Here is a 20,574-nt window from a genome sequence, read left to right on the forward strand (position 1 = left end):
CTAATGTTAATAACCCCTTATTTTTCTTTATCTAAAACCGCTAACCAGGCCAATACCATTTACAAGCAGGCCAGCCCGTCGGTATTGGTGCATTTGTTTGCCGAAGCGAGTAAAGCGGCCGGACCGGTGGTGTATATTCCGGCGGGCCGATACCCCTTGACCGCACCGCTGGTCATCGAAGGAATAGACGATTTAACCGTCATCGCCGAGCCCGGTAGTCTGTTGGATTATTCCGCCTATTCCGCCGACACTAGCCGGGTCGGCAACGAGACCGTCATCGGCAATCAAGCGGCCCGTAGTGCGTTGTACTTTAAAAACTGCGCGCGGCTCAAAGTCGTAGGATTAAGCACTACGGGCGATTCGACGAATTTCGTCGTCGAGGAAAATATTGGCGCCGGCATTTATTTACACGGGTGCGGCAATGCGAGAATCTCCCATTGCCAAAATTTTTACGGCGGTGCGTTGTTTATGCAGGATGCCGCGCCCGGCGATTTCGGCACGGTTTTGGAAAATTGCTATTCGTTCGGTGCCAGGAACGCAACCATTCCGGGGCCTGGCACCACATTTTCGGGCTGTGTGTGGGAATTGCCGACCGATACCGCCTATGACCGAATCGGACCGCTGGGTTCCAGTGCCGCTTGTTACGCATGGGCCGGTCGCAGTCATTGTAAGTGGCAGGCTTGCACTTTTAAAAACATTCGTCAGGCGGCGATTAAGATCAGCGGCAGCCACGATAACGTCTTCAATTCGATCATCGACGCCAATCATTTTTTGGATTGCGGCGCGGCGTTGGTATACGGCGGCGATCAGGCGGGCGACGCCGATCATTACGGCTTGTTATTTACCAACAACGCTTGTCACAATTGCGCCACCAATCGAGCAGGCTGGCATCAAGACGCCGCGGTGGTCGTGTTCGGCAGCGCCATGAGTAAAATCCTGAACAATACCTTCTTGTATACCCGCGACCATTTGGGGACGCTCAATGGCGATTCGCTGGCCTCCGCCACGCGCGGAATTTTAGTTTCCCGGTATAGCGCCGCCAGTCCGGAAGTGACCGGGGTCGAAATCGCCAATAATGCATTCCTGACCAAACTGCATAAAAATACCGCAAACAGCAACGACGAGTCGGCGAGCTCGCCGGGAAATGTCATTAATCAATGTATTTATGTCGAATCGGCTAGAGGCGTTTCCATTCACCATAATCATTTTCAAAATCAGCAAATCGGCATTTTTTCCAATAGCAATATTGGCTTGCTCGAGGAATCCAATCAAGCCGACAATACGATCATTTTCTCGCAAGGGTTTTCGAATATTACGCCGATTTATCGAAATAATTCTTTACTACCCGGACAATTTACATCGGAACACAGTCAATTGACTTCGCAGTCGGATAGTTATCCGACACTGGAGGACAACTACCAATTGCGTGAAACGGCGGGCCAAGGCGATAAAATTCCGATGACTCAAACACTCGTTTAAGCCAAAATGGCAAAGGTATATTTAATCGAGGGTCCGGTCGGCGCGGGGAAATCGACATATTCCAAATCGCTGGCCGCCGAAACGAATGGTATTTATATTGCGCTGGACGAATGGTTCACGTTGCTGTTCGGTCCGGATAGACCGGACGCGGAAGTTGTAACCTGGTATCTCGAACGGAAAGACCGAGTATTGAATCTGATTTGGAAGCACGCTGGCGCCTTATTGGCTTCCGGCATCGATGTCGTTTTGGAGTTAGGTTTGATTCAGCGCGCCGACCGGCAGGCGTTTTATCGGCGCGTTATCGAAAACGGCTTTGATTTACGGGTGTTTGTACTGAGTACGCCGGAAAACATCCGACGCCGGCGAGTGCAACAGCGAAATGTCGAGAGAGGCGCCACCTTTTTCATGGTCGTCAGCGACGAGGTTTTCGATTTGGCCAACCGATTATGGGAGCCGCCAGACGAAAGGGAGACTAGCGAGTATTGCCTTGAGTTCGTAAGCTATCACAGCGCTGTGCCGGAAGTTTAACCGCGACCAATACTTTTGGCGAATTTAAAATTCGAGTGCTATTGTTATGGCGATAGCGAGTATTTCACTATTCACATACGCAAAATAATCGATGTCGCTTTCCAACGCTACATCGAAGTTCATGTAGCTATGGCGTTCGAACGTTTTGAGAGTTATGGCGCCGGAAAATAACTCGATAATATTGCAATTTTTCAATTGAAATTGGATGCGATTTAAACTATCCTGTCAGCCTTTCCTCTGAATCAGGTCAAGCTGAATGGTGGATGTTCAATATCGCGTAGATATTGATCCATTATTTCAATTCAATGAAGATTTTATCAGCAAAGCCTATTAAATTTATCGGGGTTTATCGATTGATTTGCTTGGCGTCGCCTGAGTCCGAGATCGAAAATCGTTTGGCGTCTCGCCGAATCGGCGACGAAATTGACGGTAAAAATAGGAAACATCGTTAAATCCTGAGTGCAGCGCAATATCGGTTATACTCAGCTGGCGATAAATAGGCGAAGTTAACATTCTCGCGGCACATTCCAATCGGAGACGATTGAGAATTTGAGTGACGCTTTCATTGTTTTCGTTGAGTAAGGCATATAAATAGCGTTTGGATATTTTCAAGGCGGTAGCAATATCGGCCACCGACAAGCCGGGTTGCCGAAAATGTTTTTCGATATAGTTCGTCAAGGCCGCTTTGCGGGCCGCTCGAACGCCGCCCGAAGCCGCATCATCATTGCTACAGCTACCGCATAAAAAGGCCGCTAGGTCTAACACGTGTTCGCCGACCAATCGATCGAGGTCGGCGCTCGGTTCCAATTCTTGTCGGTCAAGCATCCGAAGATAATTGATCAACAACGATAGCGCTTCCTTGTTTTCGAAGGGTTGCATGGTCAGGCATTCCGCTTTCGGGACTCGATGCAAAAATTCGCCGCGGGGTAGGCACAAACTCATTTGGAATTGATGCTCTCCGGGCGCAGTGGGTGCCAAACCGCCGTTCAAAGCCCGACCGAAATCCACTAAAGCAGCCCTGTCCTTGTGCATCGACATTCGGGTCTTACCTTGGCTTATTTCCAGTTTTCCGTTCACGCAGAGCGGCAACGCGAAGCCATCCAATCCGTCGTGCGCGATATTTTGTTGGTTTCTATCGAAAAGCATCGCGGTGCTGAGGTTAGTAGCCAAGCTCACCGCGCCCAGTGCGCGAAAACTTGCCTTGGTATAGAACGGACGGACGTCGCAATGCCGCATGTCGAATCCGGCCATTTCCTTGGCAAAGGTTTGCCGCCACACGTCGAAGCGAGTGTTTTCGGGAAGTTCGGCACTGGAGTACAGGATTGCGTTATTGGTCATGGCGGCATGCGCGGCTTGCTCCGGGGATACTCTGAACGCCGGAGCTCGGTGTCGGGGGCGGATAGTTTACCGCCGGACGGAACACGATGAACACTAGATTTTCCTATGGTTCCTCTGCTTCCGAGTCTTTGAATGCGGTTATTTCTCGAAAGTTTGTCGCAAACGGAGCCCGCTGTCGGATCGATTGTTGTCAAAATGACCAGCAATCGCCTCATGCAGCACTTGCTTAGCGCAAATCGACGCTTTAGATATAGCGGCCGCCGGCTCCGCCAATCGCTTGATTCTAAAAGATCTCCGGGCTTAAACGTCTCCGGCGGGCGCGACTAGCCTTCCAAGACCGAGGCTGGTTTAAATTTTGCTTTGCTGAACGTAGACAGCTAATTGGGGTTTGAAGATGAACAAGATTGGAATTTTCTACGGGACCGAAAAAGGCATGACGGAGATGATGGCGCAAGTGATGTACCGTGTGCTGGGCGATGAGATTGCCAGCGAGCCGGTCAACGTTAATCGGGCAACGGTCGGGCAATTGCTCGGCTATAAGGCCTTGATCTTAGGCATGCCGAGTTATGGCGTCGGCGAAATCCCCGGCCGGACCACCGGCAGCGAGGAAGGCAACTGGGAAGAGTTTTTATACCGTTTGGATGAGGTCGATCTGTCCGGCAAGCGTGTCGCACTATTCGGCCTGGGCAATCAGCAAAAATACTACGCCCGCTTTGCCGGTTCCCTGATTCATTTGTATCACTACGTCGCGGGCTACGGCGCCGAAGTCGTTGGCGCCTGGAGCACGGAGGGTTATCAATTCACCCATTCCAATTCCGTGGTCAACGGTAAATTTGTCGGGCTGGTGTTGGACCACCATACCCAGCCGGAAATGACCAAGAGCCGGATTTTGGATTGGCTGGATCAAATCAAGCCCGCCTTGCTGGAGAAGCTGAATTAGGGGGCCATGCACCAATAGTGTCTGCTCGCCAGAAACAAAGCATTAGGCAATACAAATAAAAACTGACTTTTCCGCGACTCCGGCCAATACTTGTGACGTTTGCGTCATTCAATCCGAGGAGTCGAAGGCATGAGTTTTGTCGAGATTTACTTTAACAGCTCGCTACAAAACGTGGTCGAAATCGGCGATCAGGCTTGCAGCATCGGCCGGGCCAGCTATAACCACGTTTCGATTGGCAATAAGGGCGTTTCGCTGGTGCATGCCGCGATCTCCAAACAAGGCGACGCCTGGTGGTTGGAGGATATGAACAGCACCAACGGCACTTATTTGAACGGAAAAAAGATCGAAGGCCGGCAACGACTTCAATTCGGCGACGTCATCACCTTGGGCAAGCACGAATTAAAATTCGTGGCCCAACCCAACGCCGCCAACAGCGGTATTGGTCAGACGCAAGCCGACGATTTCGACCGAACCTTGCTGGTGAATCCCGCGTCCGGCGCGGCCAGCAATGCGCCAAGAACCGGCGATTACGCGCTGTTGATGCGCGGCGAGGCCCGCAACATCAACAAACTGCTGTTAAACCGGGATTATTATTCGATCGGCAAGGGGACGCAGTGCAACGTTCGGGTGGGCGGCTGGTTTACGCCCAAGTTGATCGCCGAAATCATCCGCCTCGGCGACCATTATTATTTGACCCCGGTCGTCAAAAAGCATATCCGTTTAAATGGTCGGGAAGTCGGACATCAGGTCCGCTTGAGCAACGACGACAATATCGCGATCAAACAGGTGTTGTTGAAGTTCGTCGAGCAATGACGCCGACTCATTGGCACAGCAAAATCACCGAGATGTTGTCGGTTCCGCCGTTGGCGTTGGCGGCATCGATCAACGCACCGGCTTTGGTCGGCAGATTGTCGGGGGTTAATCCGCCCAATAGGTCCGCGATTTCGCCGTCCTCCAGCATGCCGGTCAGACCGTCGGAACACAGCAGGAAGCTGTCGCCGGCGGCAAACTCCACCAGTTGCACATCCGGGACTATCGCCGGCTTGGGGCCGATGGCCTGATAAAGTCGGTTGGCGGGCGGCGCCTCGCCGGTCCGGCCGGTGTCCTGCCACTGCCGGTACAGCGAGTGGTCCTTGGTCAATGCTTGCAACGCGTTGTCGCGCAGCCGATACAAGCGGCTATCGCCGACGTGAAAAACCTGCATTTTCGCCGACCCGCGCGTCAACCGGCAACCGACCAGCGTGGTGCCTATCCCGCAGCCCTCCGCCGCGCCTCGGGCCTGATTGTCGCGATATAAGGTCCGATTGGCTTCCCTAATTATGTCCGCCAGCAAATCCAGTTGCCGTTCCAGGCTATCCCGATCCGCTCCGTCGCGGCGCTTGAACCAACGTTCGAACCAGCTCGGCGCGAATGGCTCGGCGGCGGCCGGCAAATAGCGGCCGATCAAATCGTTGACGCTGGCAACCACTTGCCGGCTGGCGACATCGCCCTGACCGTGCCCGCCCATGCCGTCGGCCAGCAAGCACAAGCCGGCGGCGGCATTTATCGAGATCGCATCCTCGTTCGCCGCCCGCGCCAGACCGGGGTCGCTGAGTCCGTAGGCGTAATAACTTTCCAACAAGCGCGTCACCGTCATTAGGGTTTCCATCGTTAAATTACCGGGTGAGATAGCGGTCGCGTTAGAGTATGGCGTAAAGTGCATCTCGATATCGAAAAGTGGCCGCAACCCACCGACTTGTCAAGCCTTGGAGCGCCAGCTTGGCTTACAGGTCGGACACGAGCCGTTCGCAAATTTTTTCCGGGTGTTGTCGATTTCCGCCAAGCGGGTTCGACTAGTCAATGCTAACCCTTTTATCCCAACCAGGAGTCATACGATGAGCAAGCCAGTCAACCCCATTCCCGACGGTTACCAAAGCGTCACGCCCTATCTGACCGTCGAAGACGCCGCGGCGGCGTTGACGTTTTACCAACAAGCCTTCGGCGCGCTGGAATTCATGCGGCTGACGATGCCGGGCGGCAAAATCGGCCATGCCGAGTTTACGATCGGCGTCTCGCATTTCATGATTTCCGACGAATATCCGAACGCCGGTTCGACGTCTCCAACGAAATTGGGCGGTACGGCGGTCAAACTGCATTTGTACGTTGACGATGTCGATGCCAGCTTCACCCAGGCCGTCGCGGCCGGCGCCGTCCCGGCCATGCCGCCGGCCGATCAGTTCTGGGGCGACCGGATGGGCGTGCTGATCGATCCGTTTGGCCATCAGTGGATGTTGGCGACCCACGTCGAAGACGTCGAGGCTAGCGAATTCCAGTCGCGCATGGACGCGATGTTCGCCGGCCACGGCGATTGTGAGTGAAACGACGATGGCTACGATCACACCGTTTTTATGGTTCGACGATCAAGCCGAACAGGCGATGAATTTCTACTTGTCCGTGTTTGCAGAGGCCAGGGTGCTGAATGTCAACCGCTACCCTGCCGGGGCGCCGTTGCCGGAAGGTACGCTGATGACCGCCAGCTTCGAGCTGAACGGTCTGGCTTTCGTCGCGTTGAACGGCGGGCCGATGTTCTCGTTCAATCAGGCGATCTCCTTCGTCATTAACTGCGAATCCCAACAGGAAGTCGATGACTACTGGGAAAAACTGTCGGCGGAAGGTCAGCCCGGCCAATGCGGTTGGTTGACCGACCGGTTCGGCGTACCTTGGCAAATCGCGCCAACCGCGCTCGGCCGCTTGCTTAGCGACCCCGATTCGGGCAAAGCCGCCAGAGTCATGCAAGCGATGCTGCGGATGAGCAAAATCGACATCGCCACGCTGGAGCGCGCCGCCGCGGATGCTTGAAGCGCTCGCCGCCAGTCACTGAGGGTACGCCAACCGGGTTCGGCCGGCGTGCCTCGCTTTTTAATATTTTTAATGGGAGAAACCCGATGACCGATTTAGATCCGCGACTCGACCTGACATTCGAACGCATCACCGACCTTCCTAAGGACAAAATCTGGCAAGCGTGGACCGTGCCCGCGCATGTGCTGCCCTGGTTTTGCCCGCTGCCGTGGAAAACCGTGGCCTGCGAAATCGATTTAAAGCCCGGCGGCGCGTTTCGGACCACGATGCGCTCGCCGGAGGGCGAGGAATTTCCGCATCTCGGTACTTATTTGGACATCGTCGAAAACCGCCGCCTGGTTTGGACCAATGCGTTGTTGCCCGGCTTTCGGCCGAAACGGTTCAGCGCCGGGGATGAGCCGGCAGCCTGCGGCGACTTTGCGATGACCGGCATTATCGAGCTCAGCGATCACCCGCAAGGCACGCTCTACAAAGCCACGGTGTTGCACGCCGATGTCGCCGGCAGCGATCAGCACGCCGCGATGGGTTTCGAGGACGGTTGGGGCAAGGCCTTCGAACAATTGGTGGCGTACATGAAAAGTTGCTGATGCGGGTTAGTTTTGCCGCTAGAATTTATCAGTGCCGAATGTTTCCGGCTCAGGCAGATTCAGCCTCCTTTTTTCAAACATCATCCAGGAATCCAATATGAGCAATCCCACGTTACGTCACGGCACATTTAGCTGGTGCGAATTGTTAACCACCGATCCGGCAGCCGCGAAAGACTTTTATGCCAACTTGTTCGACTGGACGCTGGAGCCGGCGCCGAACGCACCGCCCGGCGTCGATTATTCGGTTGCCAAGCTCGACGGCGAACCGGTGGCCGGGATGATGGCCATTCCGCCCGGCGCGGCCGGCATGCCGCCGCATTGGGGGAGTTACATCACCGTGAACGATGTCGACGCCACCGTGGCGCGGGCTACCGCACTGGGTGCCAGCGTGTGCGTGCCGCCGCAGGATATTCCCAAGCTGGGCCGCTTCAGTATGTTGCAAGACCCGCAAGGCGCGGTGTTCGGCATTATCAGCTATTTGCCGACGCATTGCGGGTAAGCGCGGTCGGCATCAAGGTAGCCCGCCAATCAACAGCGTCGGTTTTCAAGTAGTGCCGGAGCAGTCCGGCACCGTTCGATGGCTATCCACACGTAAAGCTTACGATGGCGTTGGGATATTCCATTCAGCCTCTTCGATCCATGCTGTATAGGTGGACTTCCAAGGCAGAGGCCGAATAACCCGGCTCGCCGGGATCGTAGCATCCAACGACACGGGCTAGGCGCTCCGGTAATCCAATCGATTTACGCGATGCGACGTCGGCTTAGCGAAGCACCGGCCAGGCCGATCAAGCCGGAAACAAAGGGCCATACCGCGGCGGGCAAAGGCACGCTGGGGACGTCGGTCGAACCGCTGATTGCCGCGCTGCTAGTCGCTTGAGCGTAAAAACTGTAGATCTCGCCGTCGGCAACCACGACCGGCAAGTAGAGCGTACCGGTTTTCCGTTCGGAATGCGCGAAGCCGCTGGAGGGGGACGACGGGAACAGCAGCTCGTAGGCAAGATGGTTGCTGTTGCTGGATGAGGTGGCTTTAGCGGCGCCCAAGGTGGCGCTGGCGGTCGCGTTAGAGCTCGGTGAGTAGCCATCCGGGTAAAAGTCGATGGCTAACGAATACGTCACCGAAAACAGAATCAAGCCGTTGCCGGACACGGTGAATTCGCCGTGCCGAATCGCCGAGGCGGTCGCGCTGCTGCCGCCGGTCGGGTTCACGTCGCTGGCGTTGGCCGAAATGGCGTCCGCGGCGATTTCAGCCCATGCCTGAGTCGATGAGTCACCGGCGCTCGATAGCGAACCGGTCCCCCAGTCAGGCACAAAATCGGTTTGTGAAAGATCCGGCCCGGAGGTGATGGCCGAGGTACTGGCCGAATAACTGCTGTCTATCCAGGTCAGCATCGGCGTGCCGGCGCCCAGACTGATCGTGGAAACCGAAAACGTACTCCAGTCTAGCGACGCGCCGGCGGAGGCCGAGGCCGAGGCCGCGAGCGCGGTGTTTGACAGACATGGAATGGATAATGCCAAGATTAACCAATTAGCGTGGCGCATGATTTTCTCCTTAAATAACTGTGGGAATAACTTTTCGCGGATCAAGCCGATTTTGGATTTCACCGGCAATTGGCAAGCAATAATAAATCCGGTTGATGCCTGACTTGCAGGCGGCTGTTTTATAAAGAATTTTTCCTAAAGAAAACTTCCTTAAAAAAACTACTGTAAAAATAATCGACGTATATTTGCCGCTGTGCACGTAATCCTAAAATCCCATTCGAAGGACTCCCGTTTGGCGATTTATTATTAAGGGAAAGCGGAGGACACCAACGGTAATCCGCCGAATATTCAGTAGCGCCGTAAACTCGGTTCCGAGTCTTATGCGGCGAGTTCTTTGACGTACGACCGAATTTGCCGATTGCGCTGCCGGCTAAGCGGTGCCGACGCCAGGAATTCGCTCCAGCCGTTTGCCTCGGCAACCGGCTTGTTTCAAAACCCACAGTCTGTCGGCATTTCGGTGCCGGATAGGCGGCTAAGTACGGAATGCCGAAACCGGCGAATTGGCGTTAAAACGCCGTCAAGCCAGGTTTGGCGGGCATCCAGCGAGGGTCAATCGGCTTGGTATTTATCTTGCAGCTTTACCGAAACATTCTTGTTAATTCGCCAATCAGGTAAAGACCATGCATCAAAATCCGTGGCCGGAGGAAGAAGAACTTTGGGTGATTTGGAATGGCTCGCTCGGCATCGTGGATACCGTGACCATCGGCCAAGTCGAAGCCGGTCCGCTGGGTAAGAGCGCTTGGCTGGAGGAACCGTACGACATGGTCGGCCCGTTTGATCTTGACCGGTTGGAGGCCAACGGCTGGATAGACTTCGAAGCCTGTACGGTAATGTCCCGGCAAAAATGGCGGGAGGATCAGGTGGCGTTGCGCCGGGAATCGTTAAAGCTGCGCCGCGCGGCTCAAGAAAGATTGTTCGAATACCAGGCCCGTCACAATCAGAGCCGTTTTCGCTATCCGGGGCAGGACCGTACGCTCGGTGACCAGCGGCATCGGGAGACCCTGAATCTGCCGCTCGAAGGCGTGCTGGAGGCCGCGCAAATTAAAGCCGCGTTTCGCCGGCTCGCCCAAAAGACCCATCCCGATGTCGGCGGCAGCCACGAACAATTCATTCGGATTACCGAAGCACGCAACGCCTTGCTGGAACGCGCTTCGTGAACTAATCCAACGCGGATGATAAAAACGCGGGCCGCGTTCGCCTAACCGGCTTAACCCGGCAGGCTATCGAGATGCGGTTCGCGGCTAAAACATCTTCAAGGTTGAAGTTTGCCGAGGATAGCGCCGCCGTATTAAAGGCTTAGCTTAGCCATGGGTACTGAAACGGCTGGAATGTTCTTCGTCGTCAAAAATCGGCTCGCCTCTGCCCATCAGCGACTTTTTGCCCAGCGCGACGAAATTGATCAGGCGCACGGCCGTCTCATCGGCGATTTTCAATTGCTCCAGCGTTGCTTGCAGTAGCTCCAAAGCCACGTCGTAAACGTCGTCCACCGGTTGTAAACGCAGAAAGTGAGAATGCGCCGGGCAAAGCAAGGTCAAGCGCGGCGTGCCGTCGTCGTCGCCGACGATATTGCCGTTCATCAGCGCGCCCAGAAACGCGAAATCGCGATTGTTGACCAAACTCGGTTTGGCGTTGCCTCGGGCAAAGGCCGCGGTAAACGCCTCGTCCGCCAGCCTGGACAAGGTTGCCGGATCGACGGTCTGGTTCGCCAGCAATGCGCGCATCAGGTTCTTCAACGACGCGATCTGGTCGGCGATCGGCCGGTCGTAAAAATAACGGTTAATGCGGAAATCGTCGCGCATTTTGGCGTACCAGACTTCGACCAATTCGGCCAGTATGTGGTCGTCCAAATTAAATTTTAAAGAGTTACTCATGTTCTCCCCCTATCGGCTGAAAAAACTACCAAGGCACTCCGCGGCCATAGTTATAGCCGAGCTGAAGTGTAACGCTAGCCGGTGTTAAAGGCTAACCGCCCGTTTCGCGTCGTCTAACCCGGCTAGCGAACGGCAACTTTCCCGCGATGGCCTGCCTGGGGTCTAAACTGACAGCGGCTAGTATGCCGCGAGATTTTGATTTGGATAGAACGCCGACCGCTCGAGCCGGGCCGATCCGCCGATTGGTGGGTTAAAGTCTTCATTTTGTCACAGTATTCGCGGCATAATCAGTCTAGCGCGCGTCGTCCCGTGCGCGCCGGCTTAACCCTGATAACGCCCCAGAGGAGTGTCCATGTCCCGAACCAAATTGTTTGCCGCGGTTTGCCTGGCGCTGGTCGCCGTCCTCGCCCATGCCGACTGCGTCGATCCGAAAGATACTTATGAGTCTTACAATGTGGTCGCCGATCCAACCCAAGACCGGCCGTCGGAGTTCTATGTTTTGTCTTATTCCTGGGCCCCGAGCTATTGTGCCCAGAAGGGCGGGCAACGCCGTCCGGGCCAAAAAGACTATCTGCAATGCGGCGGCAAGGCCCACTTCGGCTACATCCTGCACGGACTCTGGCCGCAAGGCAGCGTGGCCAAACCCAATGACTACCCGCGCGCCTGCGGCGGCGATCAGCCCAAAATCGACCGGGCGTTACTGGCGAAATATTTCTGCATGACGCCCAGCGTGTGGTTGTTGCAGCACGAATTCGAGAACCACGGCACCTGCATGATCGATCAACACCTGCGCACGCCGGAGGCCTATTTCGATAAAGCCCTGGCGCTGCATAACGCATTGCATCTGCCGAGTCGGCAAATGACCAACGAAGCTCAGGGCAAGGCTTGGTTCGTGCTACACAATCCGCAGCTGCCCGAGGACAGCGTTTACTTCGACCGCAAGGCCAAGGAATGGCGGATTTGCTACGACCGGGACTTCGCGCCGTTTGCCTGTCCCAGGCCCGGCGAGCAACCGGGAGGCCAGACGGGCGGCCAGTCCGGCGGCGGCGATACGAACGCCGGCAACGGCGATGCCAACGCCTGCCCGGTCAAGGGCAATATCTCGGCCAAGCATCGCAAACTCTACTTCGAACCCAGCCATCCGACCTATGCCAGCGTGGTCATCGACTTCAGCAAGGGCGAACGCTGCTTCGATAACGTCGAACAGGCGGTTGCGGCGGGCTGGAAAAAAGCGCCCTAACTTTTTTAATTGACTAGTGTGGCGGTTGTGGGCGCTTCCTGCGATTTACGCTTTGCCGGGAGCGCTCCGGCTGGGATGGCGACGCGCAACCTAGAGTCCAGCGCCGCCGGATGAAACGCCGCTCGCCAACGGTCAACGTTCGTTCGAAATCAGGCGTTCGGCGCGAGTGTGTTTGTAAACCGCATCAATCGCGAACGATGCGGTGCCGGTTGTTTACAGCATTGATAGCCCCGATCCGAATGCCGTATTCGTCATTTGCGGGCGACCTTGCTACTCCACCATAACTAATTTCGGAGCCGTCATGCCATTATTGTCTTCGCAACCTATCGGCAAGTATGCCGTTTTAGAAACCAGCATTAAGTTGTATATCGAAAGCCTGCCCAAACTATTGGCCTTATTTTGGATTTTGGCGGCGATTTTTTCTGTTGAATGGGGTTTAGCGCTATTGCCGAGCGTGTTGGACAGGAATGCAGACGCAGTCTCTATCATTGAAACGATACAAACAATCCTTTGGTTACCGACCATGCTTTGTTTATTTTGGGCATACGCCTGTATGGTTCAACGTTTTGATAGTGTCGCAAAAGGACGAGAGGAAAGCTTTAAGCAAGTATTCATGATAGGCGTAAAAAAGATATGGCCTTTATTTCTTGCCACACTTCTGCCGTCTATCCTGGTTGGATTGACCGGCATGATGATGATAGGCACAGTGTCTTTCATCCCTATGTTGATTTCCACCGTCCTGTCAGGCGCCGACAATTCCATCGTCATGGGAATTTCAATGGTCATCGGTGTGGTATTAGGGGCGTACCTTGCTGCCGCTATAGCGGTTTCACTGGCCTTCTATCCTTATTTTGTCGTTATCGATGCCTTGCCCGCGTATGCCTCATTGCAGGCCAGCTGCAAGTTGGCTTGGGGACACGTGATATCCGCAGCCGTGATCTATCTGGCTCCGACTTTGGTTGCGGCACTATTGTGTGCCGCAGCAGACAGTCTGACCGAGGGTTGGGGAGCGGATGGACAAACCAGCGTTATTCGCGAAGTGGTTTATGGTGTATGGATTGTCTGCGTCGGTTCCTATTTTTGCGCGCTAAGCTATGTGCAATTTCACGATTTAAAGCTGCGGCAATCGAACGTCGTAGCGGCGTGCGGGGTGATCGAACCCGAGACTTCGGCCTCGGAACACGCCCGTTACAGATAGTTTCTCGGCCGTTGCCGCTCGAAGCACGGCGTTTTTAGAAAATAACGCGATTGTTCGAACTCGTCGCCGAAACCTTGCCGTTCGGCAGGATAACGTTTTCCAAAAAGCTCGACGGTTTTGTCGGAGAGCTCGAAACCAGAATCGCCGAGTTCGGAACATCCGTCGTCGCGTTCCAGACCGCAAGCGGCGGCATGAACCCACCGCGCTAGCGTCGTCGCTAAAAACGAATGCCGGAACCGACCGAAATCCGCCGCTTTTGCGGATGGGCGATCAGATACCGTCGGGCAATTTCGCCGCCATCATCTCGCGCCGATCCAGTTTTATGCCGTCGGCAACGAAACTGCCGTCGCCGACTGCGTGCAGGGTGCGGCGTTCCGCGCGTTCGTCGTCAAGGTAAGCGGCCAGCCCCTCCAGCACGACGATGTTATGGCGTTCGACGATGTCGATCACCCGGCATTCGATGTTCGCTAAGCATTCTTGGATTAAAGGCGCCGCGACGTGCTGGCCGCGTAGGGCGGTCAAACCGAATTTGGCGAATTTGTCGGTATCGCTGCCCGAGCAAATGCCTATGCCGACCACCCGGTCGAGCAAGTCCAGCGTCGGAATCGCCAGCACGCAGGCCTTGGTGTCGCGAAGCGCTTGATAGGAATGGTTCCACGGCCCGGTTGCGATCGCGAATTTGGGCGAGAAGTCCAGCACCATGCTCCAGGAAATAGTCATCACGTTGTCGCGCCGGCCGTCGTTGGTCGTCACCCACACCACCGGGCCGGGTTCGATCAACGTGAAGGCGTGGTTGAGGGGCAGGGTTTTCATCCGGCTAGACTCCGAAAGGGGGACGCCGGTAAAGCCGTCACAGCTTCACAAGCGGTCGTGATGCGTCGCGTACCACGGGTACAGGCATAAGCTTATCACCGTAGCGAAGCCGGAAACAACGCGGTAGGTTCGTACTGGTTGGTATTGCGTAGCCGCGATGCAGTGTTAGCGGAATCGAGGGTGTCGGCGGTTCTGTCACGAGACTAACATCGGCGACTTGTAGGGGTATGTCTTCGAATCCTCGATTCCATCGAGGCTATTTTCTTGGCTTATTCAGACAACAGTTTTCGGTATTCTTCCAGGGATTTTTGTTCTAAAACAAAAATTGCGATTTTTTCGTCCTTATCTTGCAATTTGGTTTTATAAGGAAAACTTACTCGAATGGCTTGTGGAAAAGTCGGTACTGAACGAAATTTTATTTCCCGATTATTTGTTTCTAATGGTATGGGTTGAGCATTCACACGAAGTGTGCCTACATAAAATGGGGAATAAGTCATGCCGCCATTCTGTTTTTCCCAACCCGGAACTCGACGATTATCGATCCAGTGAACCCATCGGTCGTTGATTTTAAGCTCGATATCGCAAAAAGGATCGAAACCTTTGTGCGGTGGAGTCGTTGCGTCATATTTGGGAGGCAAGAATATTGGGTTTTTGCCTTTGTTTGAGACCTCAAATGAGTATACAACAAGTTTGTCCCTCGGGTAATACTTCATATTGATGACTACGCCAATCTCGTCATTGTCAATCTCGTTTATTTCATTAAGATATACGTTAGCATTTGCGGCATATAGAAAACAAAAAAATAGCGCAATCGCTAAGGGAAATTGAAGCGCTCGCATAATTGATCTCCTAAAATGGCTGTATGTTAAAGCTAGTTAATTCGATATAAGTCTTCATCAATTCGTGCCAAAGTTAGAGGATGGACGTCGCGTTAGACGCATTGGTGACAAGTCGAGTATGGCCAGCCTTTTAACGGCATTAACCAGTTAGTTTTGTCGGTCTATTATGAATACAATTGAAATACACTAGAAAATCCGCTTCATCCCGAATCAGCTTCCCCAATAACGCCGCGGCGACTACTGGGCTATTCCATCTGATAGATGTGGGGTACGCAGTGCGTACCCTTGTATGTTCCATCCTGCGTCGCATTCCCCGGCACCCGCCGGGCCTTATTGAAGCGGCTTTGCTTCGGCTCCGCTCAGCAACCTCAGCTCCGCCCAGCAACCGCCACTCGCCGCTAAGGCATTCTCGAAACAGTGGGGGTGTCGACCGATAACATTCCGCGACACGCCGCATCTACCGCCGATATATCTCGCTACCCGCCTTGATCGCGCGCTTGGCGATCGCGGCATGCGACCCGGACTTGGCCAGCACGAATAGCGTGTGCGGCAACGACAGACGCTCCAACAATTGTCGCGTCAATTTCTTCTCGTTGGCGAAAGCGGATTTGGCGAATACCACGGCATACGTCTTGGCTTCGGGATAGTGTTGCATCGGCTTTTCGGCCAGCCAAACGCGTTTGACGCCGGCCACTTCGGCCGCGGCAGCGCGAATCGCCGCCAGCGAGGCCTCGTCCGCCCGCGGTTTGACGAACCTATCCTTGCGGGTCAGCGTATCCCGCTCCAGCCCCGCCGCCCGGTTGATGTCCATCTGCCGCTCGGCCCGTTTCAGGCAATCATCGGCGGCGGCTTCGTCGCCGCGCCGCCGGTAGAAATAGTCCAACCAGCGGCAACCCTCCAGCGTCAACTCCGGCTTCGCGGCGATGGCAGCCTCGATGGCCGCGATGCCGGCGCTGTCATCGCGTTTCAGCAGCAGCCGGCCGATTACAAAATCGGCGTCCGCATCGGCGTGGGCGGCGCGATAGCTTTGAAACAGCGGTAGCGGATCGATGTCCGGCGCGAATTCCTCGGTCAACACCGCCAATTGCCAATGTTGCGCGGCGCTGAGGGTTTCGGAAGCCTGTTGGGACAATTCCGCCAAGGTTTGCCGGCCTTCCTGGCAATAGCGGTAGCGCTCCCGCCATTTGTCGTCGTTGTTTTTCAGCCAATCGGCGTCGAAATCCGCCAAAACCCGGTCCAGTTCGCCGCCCAACCACGCCCGCGCGGCCGAATCGGCCGGCATTTTCGGCAACGGTGCCTCGGTTTGCAGGGCTTGCAGCCGGTCGCTCAGCGCCGGATGAGTGTCGTAATGGCCGGTGGCGACCTTCAAGGCTTCGGCAACTTTCGCGTGCAAATCGGCGGTTTCGAACGGCGGTTGGCGCAGGAAATCGCGCAAGGGTTTGAACGGCGCCGTCGGCAGCTCGCTAGTGTCGGCCTGCTTCAGGAAGGGCGTCCAGAAATGCTCGTTGACCAAACCGCTGACCACGTAGGTATTGACCAGGGCTTGCGCGGCATCGTGGCGGCTGGTCAGTTGCGCGGCCACCGCGTCGGCCGCGAATTCGTTGGTGCGAGCGAGTGCGAAGGAATAGGCGGCGAAGGTGGGCGCATACCAATCGAAAAACCGCCGCATCAGCGAGGCGCCGATGTTTTGTTGACGCTCCAACCCGGCGACGATGCGTTGCCAGCTTAAGCGCACCCGATAAATCCAGCCGGCGAATCGGCTGTGGGCGGCCGACAAGTGGCCCAATTCGTGGGCGATCACCGCTTCGGCCTGGGCCGGCGACAGGCTCAGCAACAATTCCAAACCCAAAAACAGCGTGTTTTTCGGAAAGCCGAACACGCCCAAGCGTGGGGTTTGCACGATCGCGGCGTTGTATTCCGGGGTCAAAATGACTTGATGAATCCTGGGCGCGCGCAATTGCCGGCTGAGCGTTTTCAAGCGTTCGAACAATTTCGGATAGTGCTTGGCGGTCAAACGGTAGCCGGTCGGCGGCTCGAACTTCACCCACAGTGCCCGCAGCAACACGTACATCATCGCCAGAATGACAACGATCAACTTCTTCTTCAGCAGCAATATCGCGAACGTGGTACTCGCCAGCGCCGCCCAACCAATGCCGACACTGATCGCCACCAAGGTAAACAGCATGCCGAAGATCACCAAATAACCCAGTAGCGCCAGCAAGCCGACCTTGGCCCGATAACGCCGCGGCTGGCGCTTGGCTTCCTGCTCGGCCCGGCCGATCAAGGCTTCCAGATGTTCGCGTTGCTGAGTGGTGGTTTTCATGAGAACTCCTTTAAAAGCGCGGGTCAGGCGGGCTTCCGGGAGCGATGTCCCGATAATACCCTATGACGATCTAACGGAAATAATACGTCGTTTTCGGCGTTTGTGGGTAGGCGTGCCGTTGCTTGAGAAGCATCGAACGATTTGCCGCATCGCATATCGCCGCCAAGAAAAGGATAATTTCCCGTTACCGGCGAATTGCGATGACTTTGTGCAGCGCTTAAGTTAAAGCATCTGTTACTACTCAGCACGGGCTTCACAAGTGCCCGCAATCCAAGTTTCCCACTTTGACAAAGATGTACTTCAAGGGATTTATTGAAATAATCTCCGCTTATAGCGATTTGACCTGCGTTTCTGGGATTTAGATGCTTTAAGACTCGGCTTTTGCCCCACTAAATCGGCGAGCCACTTTGTCGGCGTACTCGTCGTTAACTTCTTGTTGATCGGTTTCGGGGGCATTGACAAGCAAGCCTAGCATTTCCACTTGCAACTCGACTTCCAACTTGGAGTGTTTGCACAAGTATTGACGCATAGACTGGAACGCTAGACAATAGATTACCCTTGCCAAACTATGGACTGCCGCAGTTTCGTCTTAGTTGCTTGAAGTTAGCACTACTGAAGCCTTCTCGGGAGGGTCGAATGAAAGAACCCTTCTCCAGAAAGGAGATGATTTTGTTTCTTGCACACTGCACCACCCCAGACGCAATAACCAACGGGCATTGTGCGAATGTAAATAGCCGAATATAAGGCATACTGCTGGTTAGCCTCTTGATACCCCAACAAATTTATTTAAATTACGGCCTTGGAGAAAAGCCATGCGGAAAAAAATCGTTCGACGCGTAGGAAGAGTACTGTTGCAATCGAGCATCTATATTACGCTTGCCGGCACACTGTCGATTCCCGCGTCAGGGTGGGCGGAAGGATGGTCGACGACATGGGGCAAAATCAAATTTACGGAATCATGGGAAGGCGGCTTTTTCGTCTATATGGACCCAGCGGCCACCAATAACACTAACTCCTGCACAAACTATGGCACTTCGACAACCCGGTTCCATATGGTTTATCCAGCAAGTGGCGCACCGTCCGACGCGCAGAAGGTAATCCTTTCTCAAGTCTCGCTAGCCATAGCAACTGGCAAGACCATTATGATTTATTCAAAGACTTGCACCATTAGCAATTTCAACAGCATTGACAATATTATTCTCAACGCAGATTAGCGATTGCCCAAAATTACCGTGATTCATTTAGAAGACCGTTGCGCGTATGTATATAAACGCTCCGTTGGTCTAACTTGAGGAACAATGTTGAAAGGCGAGGGAACCTTGAAAAGGTATAAACGTGAAAGACTGATTCCTCGGATCGTCTGCCTATCCACGATGGTTGCCACCGTGTTTAATACCGCTGTCGCCAACCAGGATGCGGATCGTGCCGAAGCCATCGGCTGGCTGATCCAACACCAAAATGGCGACGGCAGTTGGGGCCAAGGTGGAGCAGAGGTCGCGGCTACTGCGGAAGCCTTGGCCGCGCTAAAAAACGCCAGCGCCGACAAAGGCTTCCATTACACCCGTGCGCTGGCTTGGCTTTCAAATCAAAAAACCGACAGTGTCGACTCCCTGGCCCGGAAAATCATCGCTTTGGAAAATGCCGGCGTACATACTGCCGAACTAGGCTTGAGTGACGATCTGCTAAAGCAGGACAATACTGCCAGGTTATGGGGGGCTACGCCGGATATGGCGGCGGATTTCCCGATTCCGGACTAGCGATGGAAGCCTTGCGCGCGGCCGGAGTTACAGCGCCCGTCACCCCTTATTCGAACCTCACCGCTACTGGGCAGGGAAGCGGAAACCAGGGATGGTCCTACTGGGGCGGCACCCTGGGCGCAAACAAAACGCCTGCCATTTTGCCGACTGCAAGCAACGTCACGGCGCTGAGCCGTTTATATCAAGACGGACAAAGCGCCGCAGGTACGCAAGTCTCTCGTGCAGCTAACTGGCTTTTGTCCAAAAAACAAAGCGATGGCCGATTTACGGACCACGGTGCCGACACCGGTTCGGAACGGGCCACGGCCATCGCTTACTTAGCCTTGCAAGCGGCTACGAGCGTGGGCCTTGCGCCAGCGGGCACTGATACCGCCTTGATGCAGGCCTCCTCCTTCCTGCAGAACCGGCAAGCAGCCAACGGTAGTTGGAATAATGATGCCTACACGACGGCACTCTCCTTGCGCACCTTTCCCGCCACCATCATGGCCGACGCCGATCACGACGGGATTCCCGACGCGGTCGAGCCCTTGGTAGGCACCGACCCGAACCTAACCGACAGCTGGAAATTGCAGCCGCAAAATGGCCTGACCGCCACCCCCAACCCAACCGGATTGCAAGGTAATCCGGTCGTAACGGAAGTCCTCGCCAATGCCGCCTTTTCCTATCCGCTGTCGGCGGCAGGCGGCACGCCAGGCTATAACTGGTCGTTCGGCGGTGGACAACTGCCGCCCGGCGTTGCGGTGAGTGCCACGGCACCTTGGTCGCTAACCGGTACGCCCACCGCGGCCGGCTCCTATCCGTTCGTACTGAACCTGAAAGACAGCCTAGGCGCCGTAACCGTGCCCGGATTTCTGCGCGTCATTGCGGTAAACGACATCACAACCGACACGGACAACGACGGCGTCCCAAGCTATTTCGAACTGCGCGACAAACTGAATCCGCTCGCTGCCGATACCGATCACGACGGTATTCCCGACAGTCTCGAATGGAGCAATTATCCCGATTATTGGGATACGGATAAGGACGGTATGCCCAATGTCTGGGAAAAAACCTATGGTTTTAATCCCTATGATCCGGGCGATGCGGGATTAGACCCCGACGGCGACCAGCTCTCGAATCTCGAAGAATTCCGCCACGGTAGCGACCCCGATGTCGTCGACAGCGATCACGACAACCTGGGCGACGGCGCCGAAGTTCAAATCGGGCGCAACCCCGCCGTAAACGAACCGGCGGTGATCGGCGTCATTAACACATTGCTATAGCCGGAAGATAAACCCTAATCAG

Annotated in this window: 23 protein-coding genes; 15 read left to right on the plus strand and 8 right to left on the minus strand. The window is 55.1% G+C overall.

Annotated features, from left to right (window positions below; genetic code table 11):
- The first annotated feature begins 3 nt into the window (after positions 1-3).
- Positions 4-1,479, plus strand: a complete 1,476-nt coding sequence (locus ACP4CD_RS18025; RefSeq protein WP_313730274.1) for a hypothetical protein — start codon at positions 4-6, stop codon at positions 1,477-1,479.
- A gap of 6 nt (positions 1,480-1,485) precedes the next feature.
- Positions 1,486-2,007 (plus strand): AAA family ATPase, encoded by a 522-nt coding sequence (locus ACP4CD_RS18030; RefSeq protein ID WP_426991938.1) that lies wholly within the window; start codon positions 1,486-1,488, stop codon positions 2,005-2,007.
- 336 nt (positions 2,008-2,343) lie between these two features.
- On the opposite strand, the gene ACP4CD_RS18035 is transcribed toward ACP4CD_RS18030, so the two are convergent.
- Entirely contained in the window at positions 2,344-3,345 is a 1,002-nt protein-coding gene (locus tag ACP4CD_RS18035; protein ID WP_426991939.1) for a helix-turn-helix domain-containing protein, read from the minus strand.
- Between the two features lie 394 nt (positions 3,346-3,739).
- On the opposite strand from ACP4CD_RS18035, the gene ACP4CD_RS18040 reads away from it, so the two are divergent.
- Together ACP4CD_RS18040 and ACP4CD_RS18045 are read left to right on the plus strand one after the other, a co-directional pair.
- Entirely contained in the window at positions 3,740-4,285 is a 546-nt protein-coding gene (locus ACP4CD_RS18040; protein WP_064023894.1) for a flavodoxin, read from the plus strand.
- Between the two features lie 129 nt (positions 4,286-4,414).
- A complete protein-coding gene (locus tag ACP4CD_RS18045) occupies positions 4,415-5,098 on the plus strand; it encodes an FHA domain-containing protein (RefSeq protein ID WP_426991940.1) in 684 nt (227 codons plus the stop codon).
- Positions 5,099-5,105: 7 nt separating this feature from the next.
- Here ACP4CD_RS18045 and ACP4CD_RS18050 read toward each other — a convergent pair whose 3' ends face one another.
- The gene (locus tag ACP4CD_RS18050; protein WP_426991941.1) at positions 5,106-5,933 is read right to left on the minus strand and encodes a PP2C family protein-serine/threonine phosphatase; all 828 of its coding nucleotides are present in this window, start codon (positions 5,931-5,933) and stop codon (positions 5,106-5,108) included.
- A 226-nt stretch (positions 5,934-6,159) separates the two neighbouring features.
- Here ACP4CD_RS18050 and ACP4CD_RS18055 point away from each other — a divergent pair, with 226 nt between their 5' ends.
- From ACP4CD_RS18055 to ACP4CD_RS18070, 4 genes are all read left to right on the plus strand, one after another.
- Positions 6,160-6,642 carry a VOC family protein gene (locus tag ACP4CD_RS18055; RefSeq protein WP_426991943.1) on the plus strand — a complete coding sequence of 161 codons (483 nt, stop codon included), beginning with the start codon at positions 6,160-6,162 and terminating at the stop codon, positions 6,640-6,642.
- Between the two features lie 7 nt (positions 6,643-6,649).
- A complete protein-coding gene (locus ACP4CD_RS18060) occupies positions 6,650-7,123 on the plus strand; it encodes a VOC family protein (protein WP_064023890.1) in 474 nt (157 codons plus the stop codon).
- Between the two features lie 86 nt (positions 7,124-7,209).
- A complete protein-coding gene (locus ACP4CD_RS18065) occupies positions 7,210-7,710 on the plus strand; it encodes an SRPBCC family protein (protein ID WP_168028463.1) in 501 nt (166 codons plus the stop codon).
- Positions 7,711-7,807: 97 nt separating this feature from the next.
- On the plus strand, positions 7,808-8,209 hold the full coding sequence (locus tag ACP4CD_RS18070) for a VOC family protein (RefSeq protein ID WP_064023888.1): 402 nt from the start codon (positions 7,808-7,810) through the stop codon (positions 8,207-8,209).
- Positions 8,210-8,451: 242 nt separating this feature from the next.
- Here ACP4CD_RS18070 and ACP4CD_RS18075 read toward each other — a convergent pair whose 3' ends face one another.
- Entirely contained in the window at positions 8,452-9,249 is a 798-nt protein-coding gene (locus tag ACP4CD_RS18075) for a VPLPA-CTERM sorting domain-containing protein (RefSeq protein ID WP_426991945.1), read from the minus strand.
- Positions 9,250-9,869: 620 nt separating this feature from the next.
- Here ACP4CD_RS18075 and ACP4CD_RS18080 point away from each other — a divergent pair.
- Positions 9,870-10,406: a J domain-containing protein gene (locus ACP4CD_RS18080; protein ID WP_168028459.1), complete on the plus strand. Its 537-nt coding sequence runs from the start codon at positions 9,870-9,872 to the stop codon at positions 10,404-10,406.
- A gap of 144 nt (positions 10,407-10,550) precedes the next feature.
- Here the strand turns inward: ACP4CD_RS18080 and ACP4CD_RS18085 are convergent, their stop codons facing one another.
- A complete protein-coding gene (locus ACP4CD_RS18085) occupies positions 10,551-11,120 on the minus strand; it encodes a hypothetical protein (RefSeq protein WP_313730282.1) in 570 nt (189 codons plus the stop codon).
- A gap of 352 nt (positions 11,121-11,472) precedes the next feature.
- Between ACP4CD_RS18085 and ACP4CD_RS18090 the strand changes: the two genes are divergently transcribed.
- The 3 genes from ACP4CD_RS18090 to ACP4CD_RS18100 all read left to right on the plus strand — a co-directional run bounded on the left by ACP4CD_RS18090 (position 11,473) and on the right by ACP4CD_RS18100 (position 13,767).
- A complete protein-coding gene (locus tag ACP4CD_RS18090) occupies positions 11,473-12,360 on the plus strand; it encodes a ribonuclease T2 family protein (RefSeq protein ID WP_426991946.1) in 888 nt (295 codons plus the stop codon).
- 301 nt (positions 12,361-12,661) lie between these two features.
- Complete coding sequence (locus tag ACP4CD_RS18095; protein ID WP_426991947.1) at positions 12,662-13,558, plus strand: hypothetical protein; 897 nt, start codon at positions 12,662-12,664, stop codon at positions 13,556-13,558.
- A gap of 50 nt (positions 13,559-13,608) precedes the next feature.
- Positions 13,609-13,767: a hypothetical protein gene (locus ACP4CD_RS18100; RefSeq protein WP_426991949.1), complete on the plus strand. Its 159-nt coding sequence runs from the start codon at positions 13,609-13,611 to the stop codon at positions 13,765-13,767.
- A gap of 61 nt (positions 13,768-13,828) precedes the next feature.
- Here ACP4CD_RS18100 and ACP4CD_RS18105 read toward each other — a convergent pair whose 3' ends face one another.
- The 4 genes from ACP4CD_RS18105 to ACP4CD_RS18120 all read right to left on the minus strand — a co-directional run bounded on the left by ACP4CD_RS18105 (position 13,829) and on the right by ACP4CD_RS18120 (position 18,062).
- A complete protein-coding gene (locus ACP4CD_RS18105; protein ID WP_426991950.1) occupies positions 13,829-14,371 on the minus strand; it encodes a flavin reductase family protein in 543 nt (180 codons plus the stop codon).
- Positions 14,372-14,640: 269 nt separating this feature from the next.
- Positions 14,641-15,210 (minus strand): hypothetical protein, encoded by a 570-nt coding sequence (locus ACP4CD_RS18110; protein WP_064023881.1) that lies wholly within the window; start codon positions 15,208-15,210, stop codon positions 14,641-14,643.
- 457 nt (positions 15,211-15,667) lie between these two features.
- Positions 15,668-17,533 (minus strand): M48 family metallopeptidase, encoded by a 1,866-nt coding sequence (locus ACP4CD_RS18115; RefSeq protein WP_426991952.1) that lies wholly within the window; start codon positions 17,531-17,533, stop codon positions 15,668-15,670.
- Between the two features lie 367 nt (positions 17,534-17,900).
- Positions 17,901-18,062 (minus strand): hypothetical protein, encoded by a 162-nt coding sequence (locus tag ACP4CD_RS18120; RefSeq protein WP_426991953.1) that lies wholly within the window; start codon positions 18,060-18,062, stop codon positions 17,901-17,903.
- A gap of 283 nt (positions 18,063-18,345) precedes the next feature.
- Here ACP4CD_RS18120 and ACP4CD_RS18125 point away from each other — a divergent pair, with 283 nt between their 5' ends.
- The 3 genes from ACP4CD_RS18125 (at position 18,346) to ACP4CD_RS18135 (ending at position 20,552) form a co-directional block, all read left to right on the plus strand.
- On the plus strand, positions 18,346-18,747 hold the full coding sequence (locus ACP4CD_RS18125; RefSeq protein ID WP_426991955.1) for a hypothetical protein: 402 nt from the start codon (positions 18,346-18,348) through the stop codon (positions 18,745-18,747).
- A 171-nt stretch (positions 18,748-18,918) separates the two neighbouring features.
- Positions 18,919-19,290 (plus strand): hypothetical protein, encoded by a 372-nt coding sequence (locus ACP4CD_RS18130; RefSeq protein WP_426991956.1) that lies wholly within the window; start codon positions 18,919-18,921, stop codon positions 19,288-19,290.
- Positions 19,291-19,292: 2 nt separating this feature from the next.
- Positions 19,293-20,552, plus strand: coding sequence for a prenyltransferase/squalene oxidase repeat-containing protein (locus ACP4CD_RS18135; protein WP_426991957.1), 1,260 nt, complete (start codon positions 19,293-19,295; stop codon positions 20,550-20,552).
- Positions 20,553-20,574: the final 22 nt, after the last annotated feature.

This window comes from Methylomonas stagni (assembly GCF_050154735.1).
In the GTDB taxonomy this organism is placed as follows: Bacteria; Pseudomonadota; Gammaproteobacteria; order Methylococcales; family Methylomonadaceae; genus Methylomonas; species Methylomonas koyamae_A.

What these genes read in the sequence shown, in the direction of transcription:
- ACP4CD_RS18065 (WP_168028463.1), top strand. Translation starts at nt 7,210, where the DNA reads ATGACCGATTTAGATCCGCGACTCGACCTGACATTCGAACGCATCACC.
- ACP4CD_RS18080 (WP_168028459.1), top strand. Translation starts at nt 9,870, where the DNA reads ATGCATCAAAATCCGTGGCCGGAGGAAGAAGAACTTTGGGTGATTTGG.
- ACP4CD_RS18040 (WP_064023894.1), top strand. Translation starts at nt 3,740, where the DNA reads ATGAACAAGATTGGAATTTTCTACGGGACCGAAAAAGGCATGACGGAG.
- ACP4CD_RS18050 (WP_426991941.1), bottom strand. Translation starts at nt 5,933, where the DNA reads ATGGAAACCCTAATGACGGTGACGCGCTTGTTGGAAAGTTATTACGCC.
- ACP4CD_RS18025 (WP_313730274.1), top strand. Translation starts at nt 4, where the DNA reads ATGTTAATAACCCCTTATTTTTCTTTATCTAAAACCGCTAACCAGGCC.
- ACP4CD_RS18105 (WP_426991950.1), bottom strand. Translation starts at nt 14,371, where the DNA reads ATGAAAACCCTGCCCCTCAACCACGCCTTCACGTTGATCGAACCCGGC.
- ACP4CD_RS18055 (WP_426991943.1), top strand. Translation starts at nt 6,160, where the DNA reads ATGAGCAAGCCAGTCAACCCCATTCCCGACGGTTACCAAAGCGTCACG.
- ACP4CD_RS18030 (WP_426991938.1), top strand. Translation starts at nt 1,486, where the DNA reads ATGGCAAAGGTATATTTAATCGAGGGTCCGGTCGGCGCGGGGAAATCG.
- ACP4CD_RS18125 (WP_426991955.1), top strand. Translation starts at nt 18,346, where the DNA reads ATGCGGAAAAAAATCGTTCGACGCGTAGGAAGAGTACTGTTGCAATCG.
- ACP4CD_RS18090 (WP_426991946.1), top strand. Translation starts at nt 11,473, where the DNA reads ATGTCCCGAACCAAATTGTTTGCCGCGGTTTGCCTGGCGCTGGTCGCC.
- ACP4CD_RS18110 (WP_064023881.1), bottom strand. Translation starts at nt 15,210, where the DNA reads ATGCGAGCGCTTCAATTTCCCTTAGCGATTGCGCTATTTTTTTGTTTT.
- ACP4CD_RS18115 (WP_426991952.1), bottom strand. Translation starts at nt 17,533, where the DNA reads ATGAAAACCACCACTCAGCAACGCGAACATCTGGAAGCCTTGATCGGC.
- ACP4CD_RS18060 (WP_064023890.1), top strand. Translation starts at nt 6,650, where the DNA reads ATGGCTACGATCACACCGTTTTTATGGTTCGACGATCAAGCCGAACAG.
- ACP4CD_RS18045 (WP_426991940.1), top strand. Translation starts at nt 4,415, where the DNA reads ATGAGTTTTGTCGAGATTTACTTTAACAGCTCGCTACAAAACGTGGTC.
- ACP4CD_RS18070 (WP_064023888.1), top strand. Translation starts at nt 7,808, where the DNA reads ATGAGCAATCCCACGTTACGTCACGGCACATTTAGCTGGTGCGAATTG.
- ACP4CD_RS18085 (WP_313730282.1), bottom strand. Translation starts at nt 11,120, where the DNA reads ATGAGTAACTCTTTAAAATTTAATTTGGACGACCACATACTGGCCGAA.
- ACP4CD_RS18075 (WP_426991945.1), bottom strand. Translation starts at nt 9,249, where the DNA reads ATGCGCCACGCTAATTGGTTAATCTTGGCATTATCCATTCCATGTCTG.
- ACP4CD_RS18135 (WP_426991957.1), top strand. Translation starts at nt 19,293, where the DNA reads ATGGAAGCCTTGCGCGCGGCCGGAGTTACAGCGCCCGTCACCCCTTAT.
- ACP4CD_RS18095 (WP_426991947.1), top strand. Translation starts at nt 12,662, where the DNA reads ATGCCATTATTGTCTTCGCAACCTATCGGCAAGTATGCCGTTTTAGAA.
- ACP4CD_RS18120 (WP_426991953.1), bottom strand. Translation starts at nt 18,062, where the DNA reads ATGCGTCAATACTTGTGCAAACACTCCAAGTTGGAAGTCGAGTTGCAA.
- ACP4CD_RS18035 (WP_426991939.1), bottom strand. Translation starts at nt 3,345, where the DNA reads ATGACCAATAACGCAATCCTGTACTCCAGTGCCGAACTTCCCGAAAAC.